Origin of the sequence: Frankia canadensis, assembly GCF_900197875.1 — a bacterium.
In the GTDB taxonomy this organism is placed as follows: domain Bacteria; phylum Actinomycetota; class Actinomycetes; order Frankiales; family Frankiaceae; genus Frankia; species Frankia canadensis.
Genome location: NZ_FZMO01000087.1, coordinates 1 through 14,186 on the forward strand (window position 1 = coordinate 1; position 14,186 = coordinate 14,186).

Annotated in this window: 20 protein-coding genes; 15 read left to right on the top strand and 5 right to left on the bottom strand. The window is 69.5% G+C overall.

Going from position 1 to position 14,186, the window contains the following annotated elements; translation table 11 throughout:
- A partial coding sequence (locus C1A33_RS09170; RefSeq protein WP_207770234.1) for a transposase occupies positions 1 to 298 on the top strand: 298 nt, incomplete at its 5' end.
- A 118-nt stretch (positions 299 to 416) separates the two neighbouring features.
- Here the strand turns inward: C1A33_RS09170 and C1A33_RS09175 are convergent.
- From C1A33_RS09175 to C1A33_RS35625, 3 genes are read right to left on the bottom strand one after another with little or no spacing between them, the layout of a single operon-like run.
- On the bottom strand, positions 417 to 833 hold the full coding sequence (locus tag C1A33_RS09175) for a GNAT family N-acetyltransferase (RefSeq protein ID WP_243407347.1): 417 nt from the start codon (positions 831 to 833) through the stop codon (positions 417 to 419).
- On the bottom strand, positions 830 to 1,561 hold the full coding sequence (locus C1A33_RS09180) for a 2'-5' RNA ligase family protein (protein WP_101831108.1): 732 nt from the start codon (positions 1,559 to 1,561) through the stop codon (positions 830 to 832). The genes C1A33_RS09175 and C1A33_RS09180 overlap by 4 nt, the downstream gene beginning before the upstream one ends.
- A gap of 47 nt (positions 1,562 to 1,608) precedes the next feature.
- Entirely contained in the window at positions 1,609 to 3,243 is a 1,635-nt protein-coding gene (locus tag C1A33_RS35625) for a helix-turn-helix domain-containing protein (protein ID WP_207770231.1), read from the bottom strand.
- A 528-nt stretch (positions 3,244 to 3,771) separates the two neighbouring features.
- Between C1A33_RS35625 and C1A33_RS09190 the strand changes: the two genes are divergently transcribed.
- On the top strand, positions 3,772 to 4,119 hold the full coding sequence (locus tag C1A33_RS09190; protein WP_101831097.1) for a hypothetical protein: 348 nt from the start codon (positions 3,772 to 3,774) through the stop codon (positions 4,117 to 4,119).
- Here C1A33_RS09190 and C1A33_RS09195 read toward each other — a convergent pair.
- Complete coding sequence (locus C1A33_RS09195) at positions 4,088 to 5,020, bottom strand: SUMF1/EgtB/PvdO family nonheme iron enzyme (RefSeq protein ID WP_101831098.1); 933 nt, start codon at positions 5,018 to 5,020, stop codon at positions 4,088 to 4,090. The two genes, C1A33_RS09190 and C1A33_RS09195, sit on opposite strands and share 32 nt — an antisense overlap.
- An 11-nt stretch (positions 5,021 to 5,031) precedes the next feature.
- Positions 5,032 to 5,826, bottom strand: coding sequence for an aminotransferase class IV (locus C1A33_RS09200; RefSeq protein ID WP_243407348.1), 795 nt, complete (start codon positions 5,824 to 5,826; stop codon positions 5,032 to 5,034).
- Between the two features lie 234 nt (positions 5,827 to 6,060).
- Between C1A33_RS09200 and C1A33_RS09205 the strand changes: the two genes are divergently transcribed.
- From C1A33_RS09205 to C1A33_RS35630, 13 genes are all read left to right on the top strand, one after another.
- Complete coding sequence (locus C1A33_RS09205) at positions 6,061 to 6,687, top strand: hypothetical protein (protein ID WP_101831099.1); 627 nt, start codon at positions 6,061 to 6,063, stop codon at positions 6,685 to 6,687.
- Positions 6,684 to 7,517, top strand: coding sequence for an SAM-dependent methyltransferase (locus C1A33_RS09210; RefSeq protein WP_101831100.1), 834 nt, complete (start codon positions 6,684 to 6,686; stop codon positions 7,515 to 7,517). Before C1A33_RS09205 ends, C1A33_RS09210 begins: the two co-directional genes overlap by 4 nt.
- Complete coding sequence (locus C1A33_RS09215) at positions 7,514 to 8,209, top strand: hypothetical protein (RefSeq protein ID WP_133150619.1); 696 nt, start codon at positions 7,514 to 7,516, stop codon at positions 8,207 to 8,209. Before C1A33_RS09210 ends, C1A33_RS09215 begins: the two co-directional genes overlap by 4 nt.
- Positions 8,210 to 8,226: 17 nt before the next feature.
- Entirely contained in the window at positions 8,227 to 8,541 is a 315-nt protein-coding gene (locus tag C1A33_RS09220) for a hypothetical protein (protein WP_133150620.1), read from the top strand.
- A complete protein-coding gene (locus tag C1A33_RS09225) occupies positions 8,538 to 9,380 on the top strand; it encodes a PHP domain-containing protein (RefSeq protein WP_101831103.1) in 843 nt (280 codons plus the stop codon). The genes C1A33_RS09220 and C1A33_RS09225 overlap by 4 nt, the downstream gene beginning before the upstream one ends.
- Complete coding sequence (locus C1A33_RS09230) at positions 9,377 to 9,559, top strand: hypothetical protein (protein WP_101831104.1); 183 nt, start codon at positions 9,377 to 9,379, stop codon at positions 9,557 to 9,559. Before C1A33_RS09225 ends, C1A33_RS09230 begins: the two co-directional genes overlap by 4 nt.
- 64 nt (positions 9,560 to 9,623) lie before the next feature.
- Positions 9,624 to 9,845: a hypothetical protein gene (locus C1A33_RS09235; protein WP_101831105.1), complete on the top strand. Its 222-nt coding sequence runs from the start codon at positions 9,624 to 9,626 to the stop codon at positions 9,843 to 9,845.
- A complete protein-coding gene (locus C1A33_RS09240) occupies positions 9,842 to 10,042 on the top strand; it encodes a hypothetical protein (protein WP_101831106.1) in 201 nt (66 codons plus the stop codon). The genes C1A33_RS09235 and C1A33_RS09240 overlap by 4 nt, the downstream gene beginning before the upstream one ends.
- Complete coding sequence (locus tag C1A33_RS09245) at positions 10,039 to 11,001, top strand: ROK family protein (RefSeq protein ID WP_101831107.1); 963 nt, start codon at positions 10,039 to 10,041, stop codon at positions 10,999 to 11,001. The genes C1A33_RS09240 and C1A33_RS09245 overlap by 4 nt, the downstream gene beginning before the upstream one ends.
- Positions 10,998 to 11,381, top strand: a complete 384-nt coding sequence (locus tag C1A33_RS09250) for a hypothetical protein (protein WP_207770232.1) — start codon at positions 10,998 to 11,000, stop codon at positions 11,379 to 11,381. Before C1A33_RS09245 ends, C1A33_RS09250 begins: the two co-directional genes overlap by 4 nt.
- Positions 11,378 to 11,929, top strand: coding sequence for a hypothetical protein (locus C1A33_RS36425; protein ID WP_243407350.1), 552 nt, complete (start codon positions 11,378 to 11,380; stop codon positions 11,927 to 11,929). Before C1A33_RS09250 ends, C1A33_RS36425 begins: the two co-directional genes overlap by 4 nt.
- A gap of 1,014 nt (positions 11,930 to 12,943) precedes the next feature.
- On the top strand, positions 12,944 to 13,354 hold the full coding sequence (locus C1A33_RS09265) for a hypothetical protein (RefSeq protein ID WP_243407351.1): 411 nt from the start codon (positions 12,944 to 12,946) through the stop codon (positions 13,352 to 13,354).
- On the top strand, positions 13,348 to 14,186 hold an 839-nt coding region (locus C1A33_RS35630), incomplete at its 3' end, for a hypothetical protein (RefSeq protein ID WP_207770233.1). The genes C1A33_RS09265 and C1A33_RS35630, both read left to right, overlap by 7 nt.

Genomic DNA, 14,186 nt, shown 5'->3' on the forward strand with positions numbered 1-14,186 from the left:
GAAGGCGGACCTGCTCGCCTTCACCACCTATCCGCGGGAGATCTGGCGGCAGATCTGGTCGTCGAACCCGCAGGAACGGCTGAACAAGGAGATTCGCCGGCGGACCGACGTCGTCGGTATCTTCCCCGACCGTGGCGCCATCATACGTCTCGTCGGCGCGGTCCTCGCCGAGCAACACGACGAGTGGATCGAAACCCACCGCTACTTCGGCCTGGAAATCCTCGCGAAAGTCGACGCGAGAGACACGCCGCCCGACACACCCGGGATCAGCGTGACACCAGAAGCACTCACCGCATAAACTAAACCAAGGATCACGCGGAGTCACCCTCCGTACACCACGCCACCGGACGTGACCGAACTGGTTGCCGGTGGCGTGGAAGCCGAGTTTGGTCGCGACCCGGATCGATGCCGCGTTGTCAGGGTGGATCAGGGAGACGACACGGTCTGCTCCGATAGGTTAGAACGGCGTGGCCGGCTTCGGTGGCGAGGCCCTGGTTCCAGCGGTCGCGGCGGATCGTCCAGGCGGCTTCGATGCCGGGCCATCCGGGTTCTTCGTACAGGCCGGCGCGGCCGACGAACTTCCCGCTGGTCCGGTCTTCGAGGGCCCACATGCCGAAGCCGCGCAGGTGCCAGTGTCCGGTGAGGGCGGCTTCCATGTCCCAGACGGCGTTTTCGGTTCGGGGGCTGCCGGTGTAGCGGGACATCTCCGGGTCGGCGGCGATCGCGGTGTAGGGGGCGACGTCGCGGGCCTGCCAGCAGCGCAGGAGGAGCCGCCGGGTGATCACCGTGGGGATGGTGATGGTGGTGGACTTACCGAAGCGCAGCGCGGTCATACGACCGCCGCAGCGCCAGGAGGGGCCGGACGTGGTGGAGGCGTTCCCGCACGTCCGCGATCATGGGTAGGGCCGTGTAGGGGCTGAGCATTGATCTGGCGAGACTCAGACCGAGGTGCGCCGGTGGGCAGGTCGGGCGTGGAGAGCGGGGCGATGGCCTCGGTGCCCCAACGGTAGGTTCGGCCGTGACGGTACAGCTGTACCAGGTGTAGGTCTTCCACCTGGATTTCGATCGGCGGTAGATCGCGTAGAGCGGCGATCTGGCGGATGATCGGCGTGGTGGGAACGTCGCGGTTGCAGTAGGCGATGCCGATGTGCGGGCGAAATCGCCGTGGGGCGTCGGGTAGCCCGCATGCGGCTGCTGCCTGGTCGAGGATGCCGCGGAGTTCGATCAGCTGTTCCCAGGGGGTGACGGTGAAGCGGATCGCGCCACGCGACCCGGCCAGCGGGCCGACCCGCAGCGGGAATGCCGGCAGATGCCGGCATTGGTCGGACACCTGCCGGTTGATCGCGGCGACGGTGGCGGTGTCGATCTCGTCGGTGAATGCGAGCCGGCGCAGGGTCAGGTGAAGCCCGTCGGCGGGGACGGGGTCGAGGTAGTCGGCCGTGCGTAGCTGCTCCTGGCAGGTCGCGGCGAGGTCGCGTAGGGCGGGGCTGTCAAAGGTCAGGAACCAGTGGAAGCTGCGCCGGCCCGGGGTCCAGCCGGGCCGGTCCCAGTGATCGGTCATCCTGTCCTGGGTTCGGAAGCGTTCCCAGTCGTCGCGGACCGGATCGCTCACCGTAGCGGCCGGCGGCTGAGGGTCTGGGTGATCTCTGCGAGGTCGGCGACGGCGGGTAGGGAGCGCCAGGGTGTGGTGCGGCGGGCGAGTTCCCGGCCGCGTTGGCGGATTGATTCGATGGGCTGGGTGCCGGCGCGGGTGAGTGCCTCGATGCCGAGTTTCGCGCCGTGCTCGGGGTCGGCGTCGTCGCCGGTCGCTAGGGCCGTGGCAACGTCGAGGGAGATGAGGACGTCGCTCCAGGGGGAGCGGTCGACGCCTGCCATGGCGGTGGCGGTCTGGGCGTAGCTCTGCACGAGAGCCGTGTCCCCGACGGCGAGGTGAGCGGTTGCGGCGTTCGCCGCGATCCGCGCCAGGCTGTAGACGCCGAAGGATGTGCACGGTGTCATGCCCGCGGGAAGCTCGGCGTTCCCGGCGAGTTGGAAGGCGCGGCCGACAGCCTCCCGTACTCCGTCGCGGTCGCCGAGATGGCCCAGCGCGCGGGCTTCGCCGTTGACGGCCAGACGGATGGCCTGCGGCCCGCCCGCGGCGTAGGTCTGCCCCTCACGTGCCAGGTCCCGCGCTCGTCGGTAGTCGCCGGCGTAGTAGGCGCACAGGCTTTCCGTACCGCGCACCCAGGCTGCCAGGTTGTCGTCCTCGGCTACCCGCGCGAGGGTGAACGCCTCCGCGCAATACGCTCGCGCGAGCCGGAAATCGCCGAGGTTCACCGCCATGTATCCGGCCAGCCCTGACAGCCGGCAGGCGACACGGAGGAGGCGTTGGCGGGCTCGGGCCGGCTGCCATCCCTCGATGAGGGTCTGCACTTCGTTCCGCTGCCGCACGATCAGGGGCATCAGCGCGGCCGGGCCGCGAGCTTCGTAGGACTCGACACAGTCTTCGACGACGTCGTCTAGGTAGTCCAGGAACGAGGAAGGGACCGTCGGCGTCGCGAAATACCGCAGCCGGACACCCACCTCCACCAGTTCCGTCTGCCGGTCATACCCACGGTCCTGCGGCGCACTCCCGGACGATCCACCACCCGCAGCGTCTCCCGCGGTGCCTATCGCTTCAACCATCGCTCCTCGTTGCGGTGCAGGGTTTGTCGATGCTGGCAGCTCCTGACGTTCAGGAGCTGGCTGGATCGCGTCTTCCGGCGAGAAGAGCGTCCTGATCCACGCGCCGTCTCCCACTGTTACTCCCGCGGCGGCGGGACGTCCACCACGGGAAAGGTTCACCTCGACTGCCGTCACGGCACGTCCCAGGGCCGAGTCTGGTGGTGATGCCAACGGCGCCTGCGGGTTGACGGCTGGCTGGGGCGCGTCGTCTGCGGGGATGATCGCGCCGATGTTACGGGCTCTGCGCTCCCGGTCTGCCCGTTCCCGCAGGGCGAGGACTCTACCGTCGGCGTTCAACGCGGGATCAAGCTTTGCCGCGAGATCGATCGAGGGGACTTCCCGGCCGTTGACAGCGCGAGACACCTGCTGACGGGGCGAACCGATCGTCTCGGCGAGTCTGGTGATGTTCGTATTGGCCTCGACGATGAGGTGCTTGAGGAGCGTGCTGAGTTCCAGAAGCGCCTCTGTGGGCTCAGGTGCCGGCTCAGGTGGCATGGCCCGTCGTCCTCCCCTCCGGGGCGCACCCGGCTCGGTGCGCACTCGGTGCGGTACGAGTGCGGCGCCGGTGCGGTGCGAGTGCGGTCCCGGTGCGGTGTCGGTGCGCACTCGGTGCGCGTGCGCGCGGAAATTTCATTCTGTGGCAACTCGGTGTCCGAGTGTGTCATGGCTCTACCAGCGCGTATGCGCGTGCATCGGATCTCGCGAGGAGTGTTAGTGCTACCGGACCCGTCTACCCCGACCCCGACCGGCGAGGGAGAGTCCGCGGCCGGTTGCGAGGAGCTGCCGTCTCTGCCGATCCGGGTGCCCGGGGAAGCCCTGACGCGGCGTCGGCAACGACACGGGCGGGGTGACGTCGCGGGAGCCCCGACTGTCGCGGACACCCTGGTCCCCTGGCTGCTCTCCACGGGGCGGGAACGGTCGGAGAGCTAGGCACCACCGAGCCGCCGGCTCACTGCCGGAGGCGCCATGCCCCTCCCCGCCTGCGGTGCCGACCGGCAATTCCCCAACCGCGGGCGGGGAGGTTCCACCGTCCGACTCTCTTCCCACCAACATGATCGGAACCTGTCTATGCCTCCCTACTACGAGTCCGCTCCGCACCGGGGTGGGCTGCTGGACCTGGCGCCGCGGAGCACGGCGCCGACCGATCTGATCGGCCGGCTGCTCAACGAGGCCGACCGGGTCGGCCTGACCGACGAGCAGATCCGGATGCTGCTGCGGGTGCAGCGTGACTACCGGGCGGGCCAGCGTGCGCTCGAGGCCGAGTTGGCGTTGGCCGCGCACGAGGTGCGGCTGACCCCGGAGGCGCTGGCCGGTCGTGCGCCCCCTGACCGAATGGCTCCTCCGCCACCCAGGATCCACGTCCGGTGTCGAAAGCCGATCGACCCTAGTCTGTTGGTGCGGGAATCTCCATACTGACGCAGCGAAACCCGGTGTCGTCGTCCAGCATGCCGGTCGATGCGTCGTTGAAACGTGAGGGCTCTGCTCGGCGAAAAGGACTGGTGAAGGCGCTGCCCTTCAGCCCACGGCGTCCGGGCTCGGTTTCGGTGGAGAGCCATTCCCAGGTGTTGCCGCACATGTCGTATGTCCCGTAGGGGCTCACACCACTGTGGTAGCGGTCCACCGGGGTCGTGGAGCCGATGCCGGACTCTCGGAAATTCCCTTTTGCTGTTGTCTCCGAATTTCCCCACGGATATCTCGTGCCGTACGGGCCGCGAGCGCACTTCTCCCACTGACGATCCGTGGGAAGAATTTTTCCGGCCCAGTCGGCGTAGGTCGCCGCGTCGTGCCAGGTGACCCAGACCACCGGGTGGCGGGCGAGATCCGGCGGGCATTCACCCGCGGGCCAGTGTCTGGGGGGTCGGTGTCCCGAGGAGGCGATGAAGCGCGCGTAGTCAGAGTTCGTCACTGGATGCGCATCCATCCAATATGAGGGAATCCACAGCTTCTCGCCGGCAGCCCCCGACATGAACTCACCCTCGCCGACGTGGATCATGAGCTTGCCGTCCACGGGGTGGCGTGTCTGGCTGGTGTCGGCCTCGTCAACAGGAGCGATGTCATGAGTGCTGGGGGTGCTGGTGGTGACCGATCCGATGAGAGAGACGAATCGGTCTCGCACCTCGGGAGGGGAGCGCCGCAGAACCGTATCCAAAGCCTCCTGGTTCACCGGGCGAGGGATAATGCTTTCGCGACCCGCCTCCCACTTGGAGACCGTGCGTTCGGCGACCCCCAGATGATGCGCGAACGCGGTAATGCTCATGCGCCTGGCTTCGCGAAGTGCCCGGATTTCGCGTCCAGTCCAACGGATGATGGTGGTCATGGCGGCTTGGGTTACCCCAGCGAATCCAGTTGCACCGCCGCGTATGCGGCGCGTAGCACCTCGTAGATCGGGTGATCCACCTGAAACTCGACTTTGTCGATCGCGCGGATCGGCCGGATCCCGATCGAGGTATTGGTTGCAAACGCGGCCTGAAATGCATCGAGTGCGTCGACGTACACCGGTACAGTCTTGTGGGGCTGGCGTTGCTGGAGGAGGGTCATAGTGACTCCCGGAAGTACCTCGCCATCCGGCCAGACGACACTCTGTCCGTCGTACAGGCCAATATTCCAGGTCGGCCCTTCGAGAACCTGTTCCCTGCTGACCAGCAGTGCATCGTCGTAGCCGGCGAGTTGAGCAGCCCGGCGCTCACGCAGCGGGCCGAACAGCCCCACGTGCTTGACAGCGGGTAGATCGCGGCGGTACTGCCGGCTTCCCAGACGCAGCGGTGGAAGTGCCGCAGCCGCGGCGGGACGGAACGTGATCCCGATACGCGGCGTCAAGGTCGCACCGGGATGCCCCAGGTCGAGGCTGGGATCGAAAACGGTGACCCGAACGACGAACGCTCCCGACCGGCCCCGAACAGCATCGGCAACCAGTCTCCGCACCCGGTCTGGATCCAGGTCCGCGGCGAACAGCGCGCGGCAGTCCCGGACGAGCCGCTCCAGGTGCAGAGACAGGCCGCGTACCCGCCCGTCCTCGACGCGCATGGAGGTGAAGTGGCCGTAGTTGGTGAGGCCCAGCGCCTGGACAACGTCGGGCGGGGCAGGCTGACCGTCAAGCTCCATGACCTTGGAGTCTGCCAGCACGTGTGACCGGACGTTGACACTCCCGGCATCAACCGGGCGCGAAGTGCAGTGAAAGGGCAGGGGAAGGTCAGTACTCGGCCCTGTACCACCTGGCAGTCCTACGTCACGATTGTGCCGCCGCCGTCACCCAAAGTGAGTTTGGTGGCGCCGCCGGCTCCCCGTCTGCCCGTCCCGCCGCCGCGTGGTGCTGGGCGGACGGGCTCCCAGGACATTCCCCAACATGATCGGATCCTCATGCCGCCGTACTACGAGGTCGCCCCACATCGGGGCGGCCTGTTCGATCCGACGCCGCGCTGCACGGCGCCGGAGGATCTCCTTGGCCAGCTCCTCGACAACGCGGACGAGGTCGACCTGTCGGATCGGCAGATCCGGCAGTTGCTGGCGGTGCAGGCCCGTTACCGGCGGGTCCAGCACGGGCTGGCCGTGAAGCTCATGGTGTCGGCCGAGCAGGTTCGGTTGACGCCGGAGTCGCTGACGCCGACCGCGATGGAACACCGCCGGCAGGTGCACGAGGCGCGCGGCGCCTTGTTCGCGCAGCACGGAATCAACGGAGACGTGGCGCTCGCCGCTGTGTTCAGGATCCTCACCGCCGAGCAGATCGACACGCTCATGACCGTGGTCACCGCCGACGTGAAGGCGATGCTGCGACAGGTGGCGCCCGTGCTCGTGACAGCGGTCGCCCCGCTCTACACCCTGGTCGCCACCACCAGGGCGGGGCTGCGTGAGGTCGACCCCGGCGACCCACGGGAGATGCGGGTCGAGGACGACGATCGGCTGGAGCTGTGGCTGGTGAACGAGGCCGCGTCGGACGGAGAGCCTTCGCCGACACGATCCGTGCCGGTGCTACAGGGCCAGCCATGACGGAGCAGGGATGGGCGTCGCCTGCTGCCGCGCAGGTGTCGCCGGTGGATCTGCAGATGGATCGGCCGCACGCGGCGCGGATGTACGACCTCCTCCTGGGTGGCAAGGACAATTTCCCCGCGGATCGGGAGGCGGTGGAGGCTGCGGTGGCGGCGTTTCCGCATCTGCCGGTCGCGGCCCGGCAGAACCGGGCGTTCCTGCACCGGGCGGCGCGGCTCGTCGCGGAGGTGGGGGTGCGGCAGTTCTTCGACGCTGGCACGGGTATCCCGACGTCGCCGAACCTGCACGAGGTGGTCCAGGCCGCGATCCCGGACGCCCGCGTGGTCTATCTGGATAGCGACCCGATCGTGCTGGCCCATGCCCGCGCGCTGCTGACGAGCAGCCCGCAGGGCCGCACCGCCTACCTGGACGCGGACCTGCGCGACGTCGACCGGATTCTGAGCTCGCCGGAGCTCGTCGACACGTTGGATCTCACCCGGCCGGTCGCCCTCTCGCTGATCGCGATCCTGCACTTCGTGGGAGACGACGACGACCCGTATGGCATCGTGCGGCGGCTGGTCGAGCGGCTGCCCTCGGGCAGTTATCTCACGATCAGCCATGCGGCGAGCGACCTGAACCCCGACGTCGAGCGGGCGGCGGAGGTGTACCGGCAGCGCGGCGTCGCCATCCACCCCCGGTCACACGCCCAGATCATGAGGTTCTTCGACGGGTTGGAACTGGTCGAACCCGGGCTGGTGCCCGTGCACCGCTGGCACCCGGACGATCCTGGTCTCGCAGCCGTGCCCGACGCGCAGGTCAGCGCCTACGGCGCGGTCGCCGCCAAACCATGATCCGCACACCTCGGGTGCTGATCATGCTGCCGGACGGTGGTCTGTCGCTGGTCGCGGGCATCGTCGCCGGGATGGGCCAGGCCGCGCGGATCGTGGCGGTCGTGCCGTCGCTTGCCGTCGGGGCAGCGGAGTGTGGGGGTGCCGGGCGGGTCGTAGCGGACCTGGCGGCGGGGCTACCGGTCGCGGACGGGGCTGTCGACATGGTCGCCGGCTCGGGGATTGTCCCGGCGGATCCGACGCGGCTGCTCGACGAGGCGTGCCGGGTCCTCACCACGCGGGGGCAGGTCGTGTTCACCGTGACGATGGCGCATCTGCGTCAACCCGTCGGCGAGCTGCCCGGTCTCACCGATGACGATGCGCGGCGGATCGGCCGTGCGGTCGGCGCGGCGGTGGCCCAGGGTCCGCATCCGTGGGATGCGCTGATCGAGGTGATGTCCACCGGCCGGCCGGGTCTGCGCCCCGCCGACGTCACCGTGATGGAGATGACCGACGACCTGGACCATCAGGGTGTCGAGGAGTACCTGTACGCGTCGACACCTATCTCGCCGTCACCGGTGGCGGCGGTGCGGACGGGTCTCGACGCGCGGGCGGCGCGCCGGTTCGAGGCGGCCTGCCACCGGGCCGTCGACGTTGACGGTGCGCTCCGGCTGCGTTCCCCGGTGGTGTGCATGCGCGCCCGGCGGCTGCCGTGAACAGCGACGGTGGGCCGGTGGGGCCGCACCCCGCGGACTACAGCCGCAGCGAGCTGCGCGCGGTGGTGCCCGGGGCCGTGGAGCACATGGTGAAGCTGGCCCGTGCCGTCGTCGCGGCGGCCCGCCGCCGGCCGGCCCGGGCTGTCTGGGACGACCTCCACGACATCGAGGACGGGGGGTTGTTGTGGGTGTCCACGACGAACCAGGTCCAACCCGGTACGCGTATGCGGATCGAGGGCCACGACGGGACCGGCGCGACCGCGACCGTGATGGGGACGTTCCTGCGCGTGCGCGTGGACCCGAATATCGGTACCGGGGGCCCGGAAAAATGATTGATCTTCATACGCATACGACGGCGTCGGACGGCAGCCTGATGCCGCAGGAGCTGGTGGCCCACGCCGCCGCGGCCGGGCTGCGGGTCCTTGCCCTCACCGACCATGACACGACCGCCGGGATCGAGCCGGCGGCGGCAGCGTTGCCCGCGGGGATGACGTTGGTGCCCGGGGTGGAGATCTCCTGCCGTGCGCAGGTCGCAGGGCGCGTGCGGGAGGTGCATCTGCTCGCCTACCTGTTCATCCGGGAGGACCGGGCGCTCGCGGACCTGCTCGGCCGTATCCGGGACAGCCGGGAGCTGCGGGCACGACGGACCGTCGGCCTGCTGCGGGCCGAGGGCCATCCGATCGAGTGGCCGCAGGTAGCTGCGGTGGCGGGGGGCGCGCCGGTCGGCGGTCGGCATCTCGCGGCGGCGATGGTCGCCGCGGGCATCGTGAGCTCGGTCGACGTCGCGTTCGGCCCGGACTGGCTCGGGGGCCCGTTTCACGCCCCGATGTGGCGGCCCGAGGTCACCGAGGCCCTGACCGTGGTCCGTGGCGCCGGGGGCGTCGGCGTGCTCGCGCACCCGTGCGCGCCGGACGGCGCCCCGCTGTCCGTGGAGTTTCTGGCGGACCTGGCCGCGCGGGGGCTTGTCGGCGTCGAGGTCGACCATCCCGACCACGACGAGGACGCCCGGCGGCGGCTGCGCTACCTCGCCGACGAGCTGACCCTGCTGCCGATCGGGTCGAGCGGCTTCCACGGGCCCGATACCTCGCGGCTCGGGTCCAACACGACGACACCGCAGGTGTACACGCGGCTCCTCGCCCACGCCAGCGGCAGCACACCGATCCGCGGATGAAGCCGTCGTGCGGACCGCGATGGCGGGTCGTCGACCTGGACGACGACACGCGGTGGGAGGAGATGGACCCGGCCGTACGCAGGGAGGTCGACGAAGCCGGCCAGACGGGCTGGGGGCTGGTCTACGTGTGGGCGGGCCTGGGCGCCGCTCTCCTCCTGTCCCTGATCGTGTGCCGGTAGCTGGACGGCCGCTCTGCCTGTCGCCCCTGCGGGCAGAGCGGCCTCGCAGATCAGGGGGCGGGTGATGGCGGACATCGAGACGCAGGGCCGGGGGCGGCTCGCGGGCCTGGCCGGGGCAGTACCGCTGACGTTCGCGGCGGCGCACTGCGACCGCGACCGGCAGGTACTGGCCGGCTTCTGGCGGCGCAGTCTGCGGGCCGGCCACCTCTACGAGCGGTACCGCGCGGCGCTCGCGACCACCGAAGGCGAACGCCATCTGCAGGAGCGAGGGGAGGGACCGGGATGACGCTCACCAGTGCTGGAGTCATTGCCGTGGTGTGTGTGGCGATGGGGCTGGTCTTCGCGTGGTACGCGGACCTGATCCGCGAGGCCATGCGGCAGGGCTACCACCGGGAGATCAGGATCGCCGTGATCGCGGGAACGCGAGACACCCTGATCCTGGGGATGATCGCTGTGGGCGTCTGGATTCTGGTGCGGCGATGAAGGTCCACGCTTTCGATATCGGCGCGTCGGCGATCAAACAGGCGATTGTCGACACCGGCCCGCCGTGCGCGATCAGCGTCCCGTTGCCTGTGCTGCGGCTGCCCCCGAAGCCGACGTTCCACGCGGTGCTGGAACGCCTCTTCCCGGCGCTGACCGGCACCGTCGACGTCGACCGGGTCGCGATCGCGACCACCGGCGCCGTCGACGTCGACGGCACCGTGATCCGGGCCGAGGCGATCCAGGGGTACACCCGCGTGCACTGGCCCAGCCTGCTCCCCGGCGTCTTCCCCGACCTCCGCGGACGGGTCCACGTCGTCAACGACGGCGCCGCCGCGACCTGGGCGGAATACCAGCGCCGCGGACGCACCGGGACCCACGTCCATTTCGCGCTCGGCTCCGGGATCGGCGGCGGGATCGCCCTGGGAGGACAGCTCGCCCTGGGCGCACCCCCCGGCCCGGCCGGCCTCGGCCACATCCTCGTCGATCCCGCCAGCACGGTGCGCTGCTCCTGCACCCGCACTGGCTGCGTGGAAACCCTCGCGGGCGCGCGGGCCGTGCGCCGCGGCTACCAGCCGTCGCCGCCCGCCGCGCCCCGGCGCACCTCCACCGCCACGCGTACGAGGGTCCCGACCGTGGCCGAACTCGTCCACAAAACCCAGCACGGCGACCCCGCGGCCCGGCGTACCTTCGAGGCCGCCGGCTACTGGCTCGGCACCGCCGCCGCCACGGTCCTCAACATCCTCGCCCCCGACGTGATCACCATCGGAGGGGGGCTCGCACAAGCCGCCGCCAGCGCTACCGGCCCGGACAGCGGCTACCTCGGCGCCGCCCAGCAGGCGCTACGGCAGCGCGCGGTTCCCCGCCTGGCCGACCGGGCCGTTCTCACCCCCGCCGCCTACGGGCCGGACGGACCGCTCATCGGCGCCGCCCTCCTCGCTGCGTCGGGAAACGACACGTGATCGACGAGGCGCGGGCCCAGGACATTGCCGCCGCGTTGCTCGGCCGGCCCGCCGACGACCCGCAGCAGCCTTGGAGCCTCCAGGAGTTCCCCCAAGGATGGCTGATCAACGAGGCGGCTCACCTGCGTGAAGAACACGCGGGCGTCGCGGGACGGGTCATCGAACGGGATACCGGCCGGGTGATGCTCTTTCCGTCGCGGGTCCCGCCCTCCCGGATCCTGACCGACTACGACGCCATCGTGGACAAGGGGTATCCGGGCACACCGCTGCGGATCGGCGTGCCGCAGGCCGACACGGTCGACGGCGGCACGAACCTCACCGCCGCCCGCGACCTCACCGACCACCAAGACGCAGCGAGCGCACGGGGGTGCGACAGGTGATCGACGAGACACGGGCCCGCGCCATCGCCACCGCCATACTCGGACGGCCCAGCGACGACCGAAAATGGCCCTGGAACCTCATCGCGTTCCCCGAGGGCTGGCTCATCGACGAGACCAGCCACCTGCCCGGCGACTACGCCGGCGCCCTGGGACAGGTCGTCGAAAAAGACACCGGCCGCATAAGAATCTTCCCGTCCTACGTCCCGACCTACCGGATCCTCACGAACTACCAGACTCTCGCCGGTGAAGGGTACACGGAGGGGACAGTGATAGACGCGGACAAAGCCCGGACGATCGCATTCACCCTGCTCGGACGGCCGGAGACCGATCCTGACAGGCCGTGGCGTCTCCGCGAGTTCCGCGAGGGCTGGATCATCGACGAAAATGGCCACCTCGGAGCCGATTTCGTCGGATCCCTCGGGCGGGTGATTGAGAAGTCTTCCGGAAGAATTCTGAGTTTCCCGTCCCGCATACCCACCGACCGGATCATAGGCGAGTACGACGCCGTCGTCGGAACAGCGAAGGTCGTCGCACCACCTCGACGCTGATCGACGCGGCGAAGGAGACCTCATGTCACACGCGGGCGGTTCCCGCGGCGGCGATGCGCACCGACGGAAAGAGCCCGGGAGGTCGCGGTCGCGCTCCTCGGACGGCCGAGCAGCGATCCGACTCGATCCTGGAGCCTCCTCGGACGGGTGATCGATAAAGAATCCGGGGAGTGGTGCGTTCCCCTCTCGTATACCACCCTAGCGGATCATGAACGAGTATGAAGTCGTCGTCGCCATGGCGAGGGCCGTGCCGGTCCCTCCGCTCTGACGGCTGGCCGTGTCGGACGCGTGCCGGTTGGCGCGACGTTCCCTGTCGGGGCGCCGTGATCTTTCGTCGCGGTGTCAGTCCCGCCCGGCCGCCGGCCTGGGGTCCGGGCCGGCGGGTTCCCGGCCGCCGACAGGGTGAACGGCGACGACGCACGGTGGCCTGGTCTGGGCGTCGCGCTGGTCGGCGATCTCTGAGTGGGGGCGGCAGGGCCGAGGTGAGGGCCGAAGAATTTTCTGCCTGTTGCGTCAGATGACACGGAGAACGTGACGAGGGAGCGATCTAGCCTTGAGACTCTCCGTGCACGATCTGCTGGCGCGGAGGCGAGCCTGACTGTCCCGTGAGGACGATGGCGGCACCCCGCGTTCGGTTGCGGAGCCGCAACGATGGAGTCGCGGCGGGGCGAGCGGCGGCGACGCGCCCGAGATCGGCAATTGTTTCTGTGTGTAATCTTCTCGCGGCGGATCGCGCATTGTAAGGAGTGTGTCTCGCGCTGACCGGGAGACGTTTGTCTCACTTGCCGTGGCCCTGGGTGGTGGGGTTACAACACTGCGGTCGGTACAGGTCACGGACAGGCAGCGGGCCAGGTGAATCGATCAGCAGAACGAATACGGCGAGTAGCGGTCATCGCCGTAGCCGGTCTCGCTCTGGGCGGGTGCGGCGGCGGTACGCGTGACGCGCAGCGGCCGGCGCCGTCGCCGTCTGCGGGCGGGACCTCGGCGGCGGTCCCTCCTGCGGCGACGCCGACCGTGGCGCCGGTGGGGGCGGCGACGCTCGCCGCATACCGGGGTATGTGGGAGGACTGGGTTGCATTGGCCGCGACCGGGGACTATCAGAATCCCCGACTGGCCAATCACGCGAGCGGCCGAGCCCTGTCCCTCATCTACAAAGCAATCTACAAGGACCGGGCGGCAGGGCTGCATTCCGAGGGCCGCCCCGTTCTCTCGCCGAAGATTGTTGCGATGACCCCGGAATCGTCTCCGGATCGTGCGACGGTCAGCGACTGCGTGGATACCAGCCCGTGGGTGAGTGTGCGTTCCACGGGTGAACGTCAGGCTGACTCGCCCAGCGGGCGCCATGCCGTTCAGGCGCTCGCCGTGCTGGGAAACGGAATGTGGAAAGTCGATCAGCTGGTGATTCAGGATCTCGGCACATGCTGAGACGGAGGCCGTTTGTCGCGGTGATCGGCATCACGTTCGTGATCGTATGTGCGCGTGCGGCGTCAGCCGATCCTCTTGGTGCCGCGCTGTGCAGGAATACCGATCAGGGCTGTGTCGTGTGGGCGGGAACTGCCGGCCAGCCGGCGGGTTCCCGCACGGTGCCTCGACGCGAGCCGGAGGAGCCCTCGACGGCCGCGTCCATCTCCTGTCCGCTGTCGGGAACGGATGCGCTGCCGTGTCTGGCTACGCTGCACGGCTGGTCGGGAAGCGATGGCTGCCGCTATCAGGTGGCGGCTGATTTCGTGCCATCCGCGGCGGTGGAGGCGGCGGAGACGACGCCTGGGGAGCAGGGGTCCTGGTACTGGAAGTCATGCGGCGGTGCCGATTTCGACGTGGTGTGGCTGCCTGATATGGCGGCAGCGGGCGGAGCGCCGTCGCCGGCTGTGGTGGCGCAGCTGGCGGTGAAGAAGCTGGTGCTGCCGGCCCCGGGATGGGAGATGTCACCAGGGGCGCAGGTGCCGCAGCTGGTGGGGGTGCCGGTGTGGCTGTGGTTGGCGAACGGGTGGGGTGCTGTGTCGGCGACGGCGGCGGTGCCGGGGGTGTCGGTGACGGCGACGGCAAGTCCGCAGGAGGTGGTGTGGGACTTCGGCGCTGCAGGCACGGTGACGTGCGCGGGGCCGGGGACGCCGTTCCGTGTGGGCGTGGATGACCCGGCTGCCGGTTCGCCGGATTGCGGTGTGGTGTTCGCCCGCTCGTCGGCGGCGCAGGCAGATGGCCGTTTTCCGGTGTCGGTGACGGTGCGCTGGCAGGTGGGGTGGGTGGGGGCTGGCCA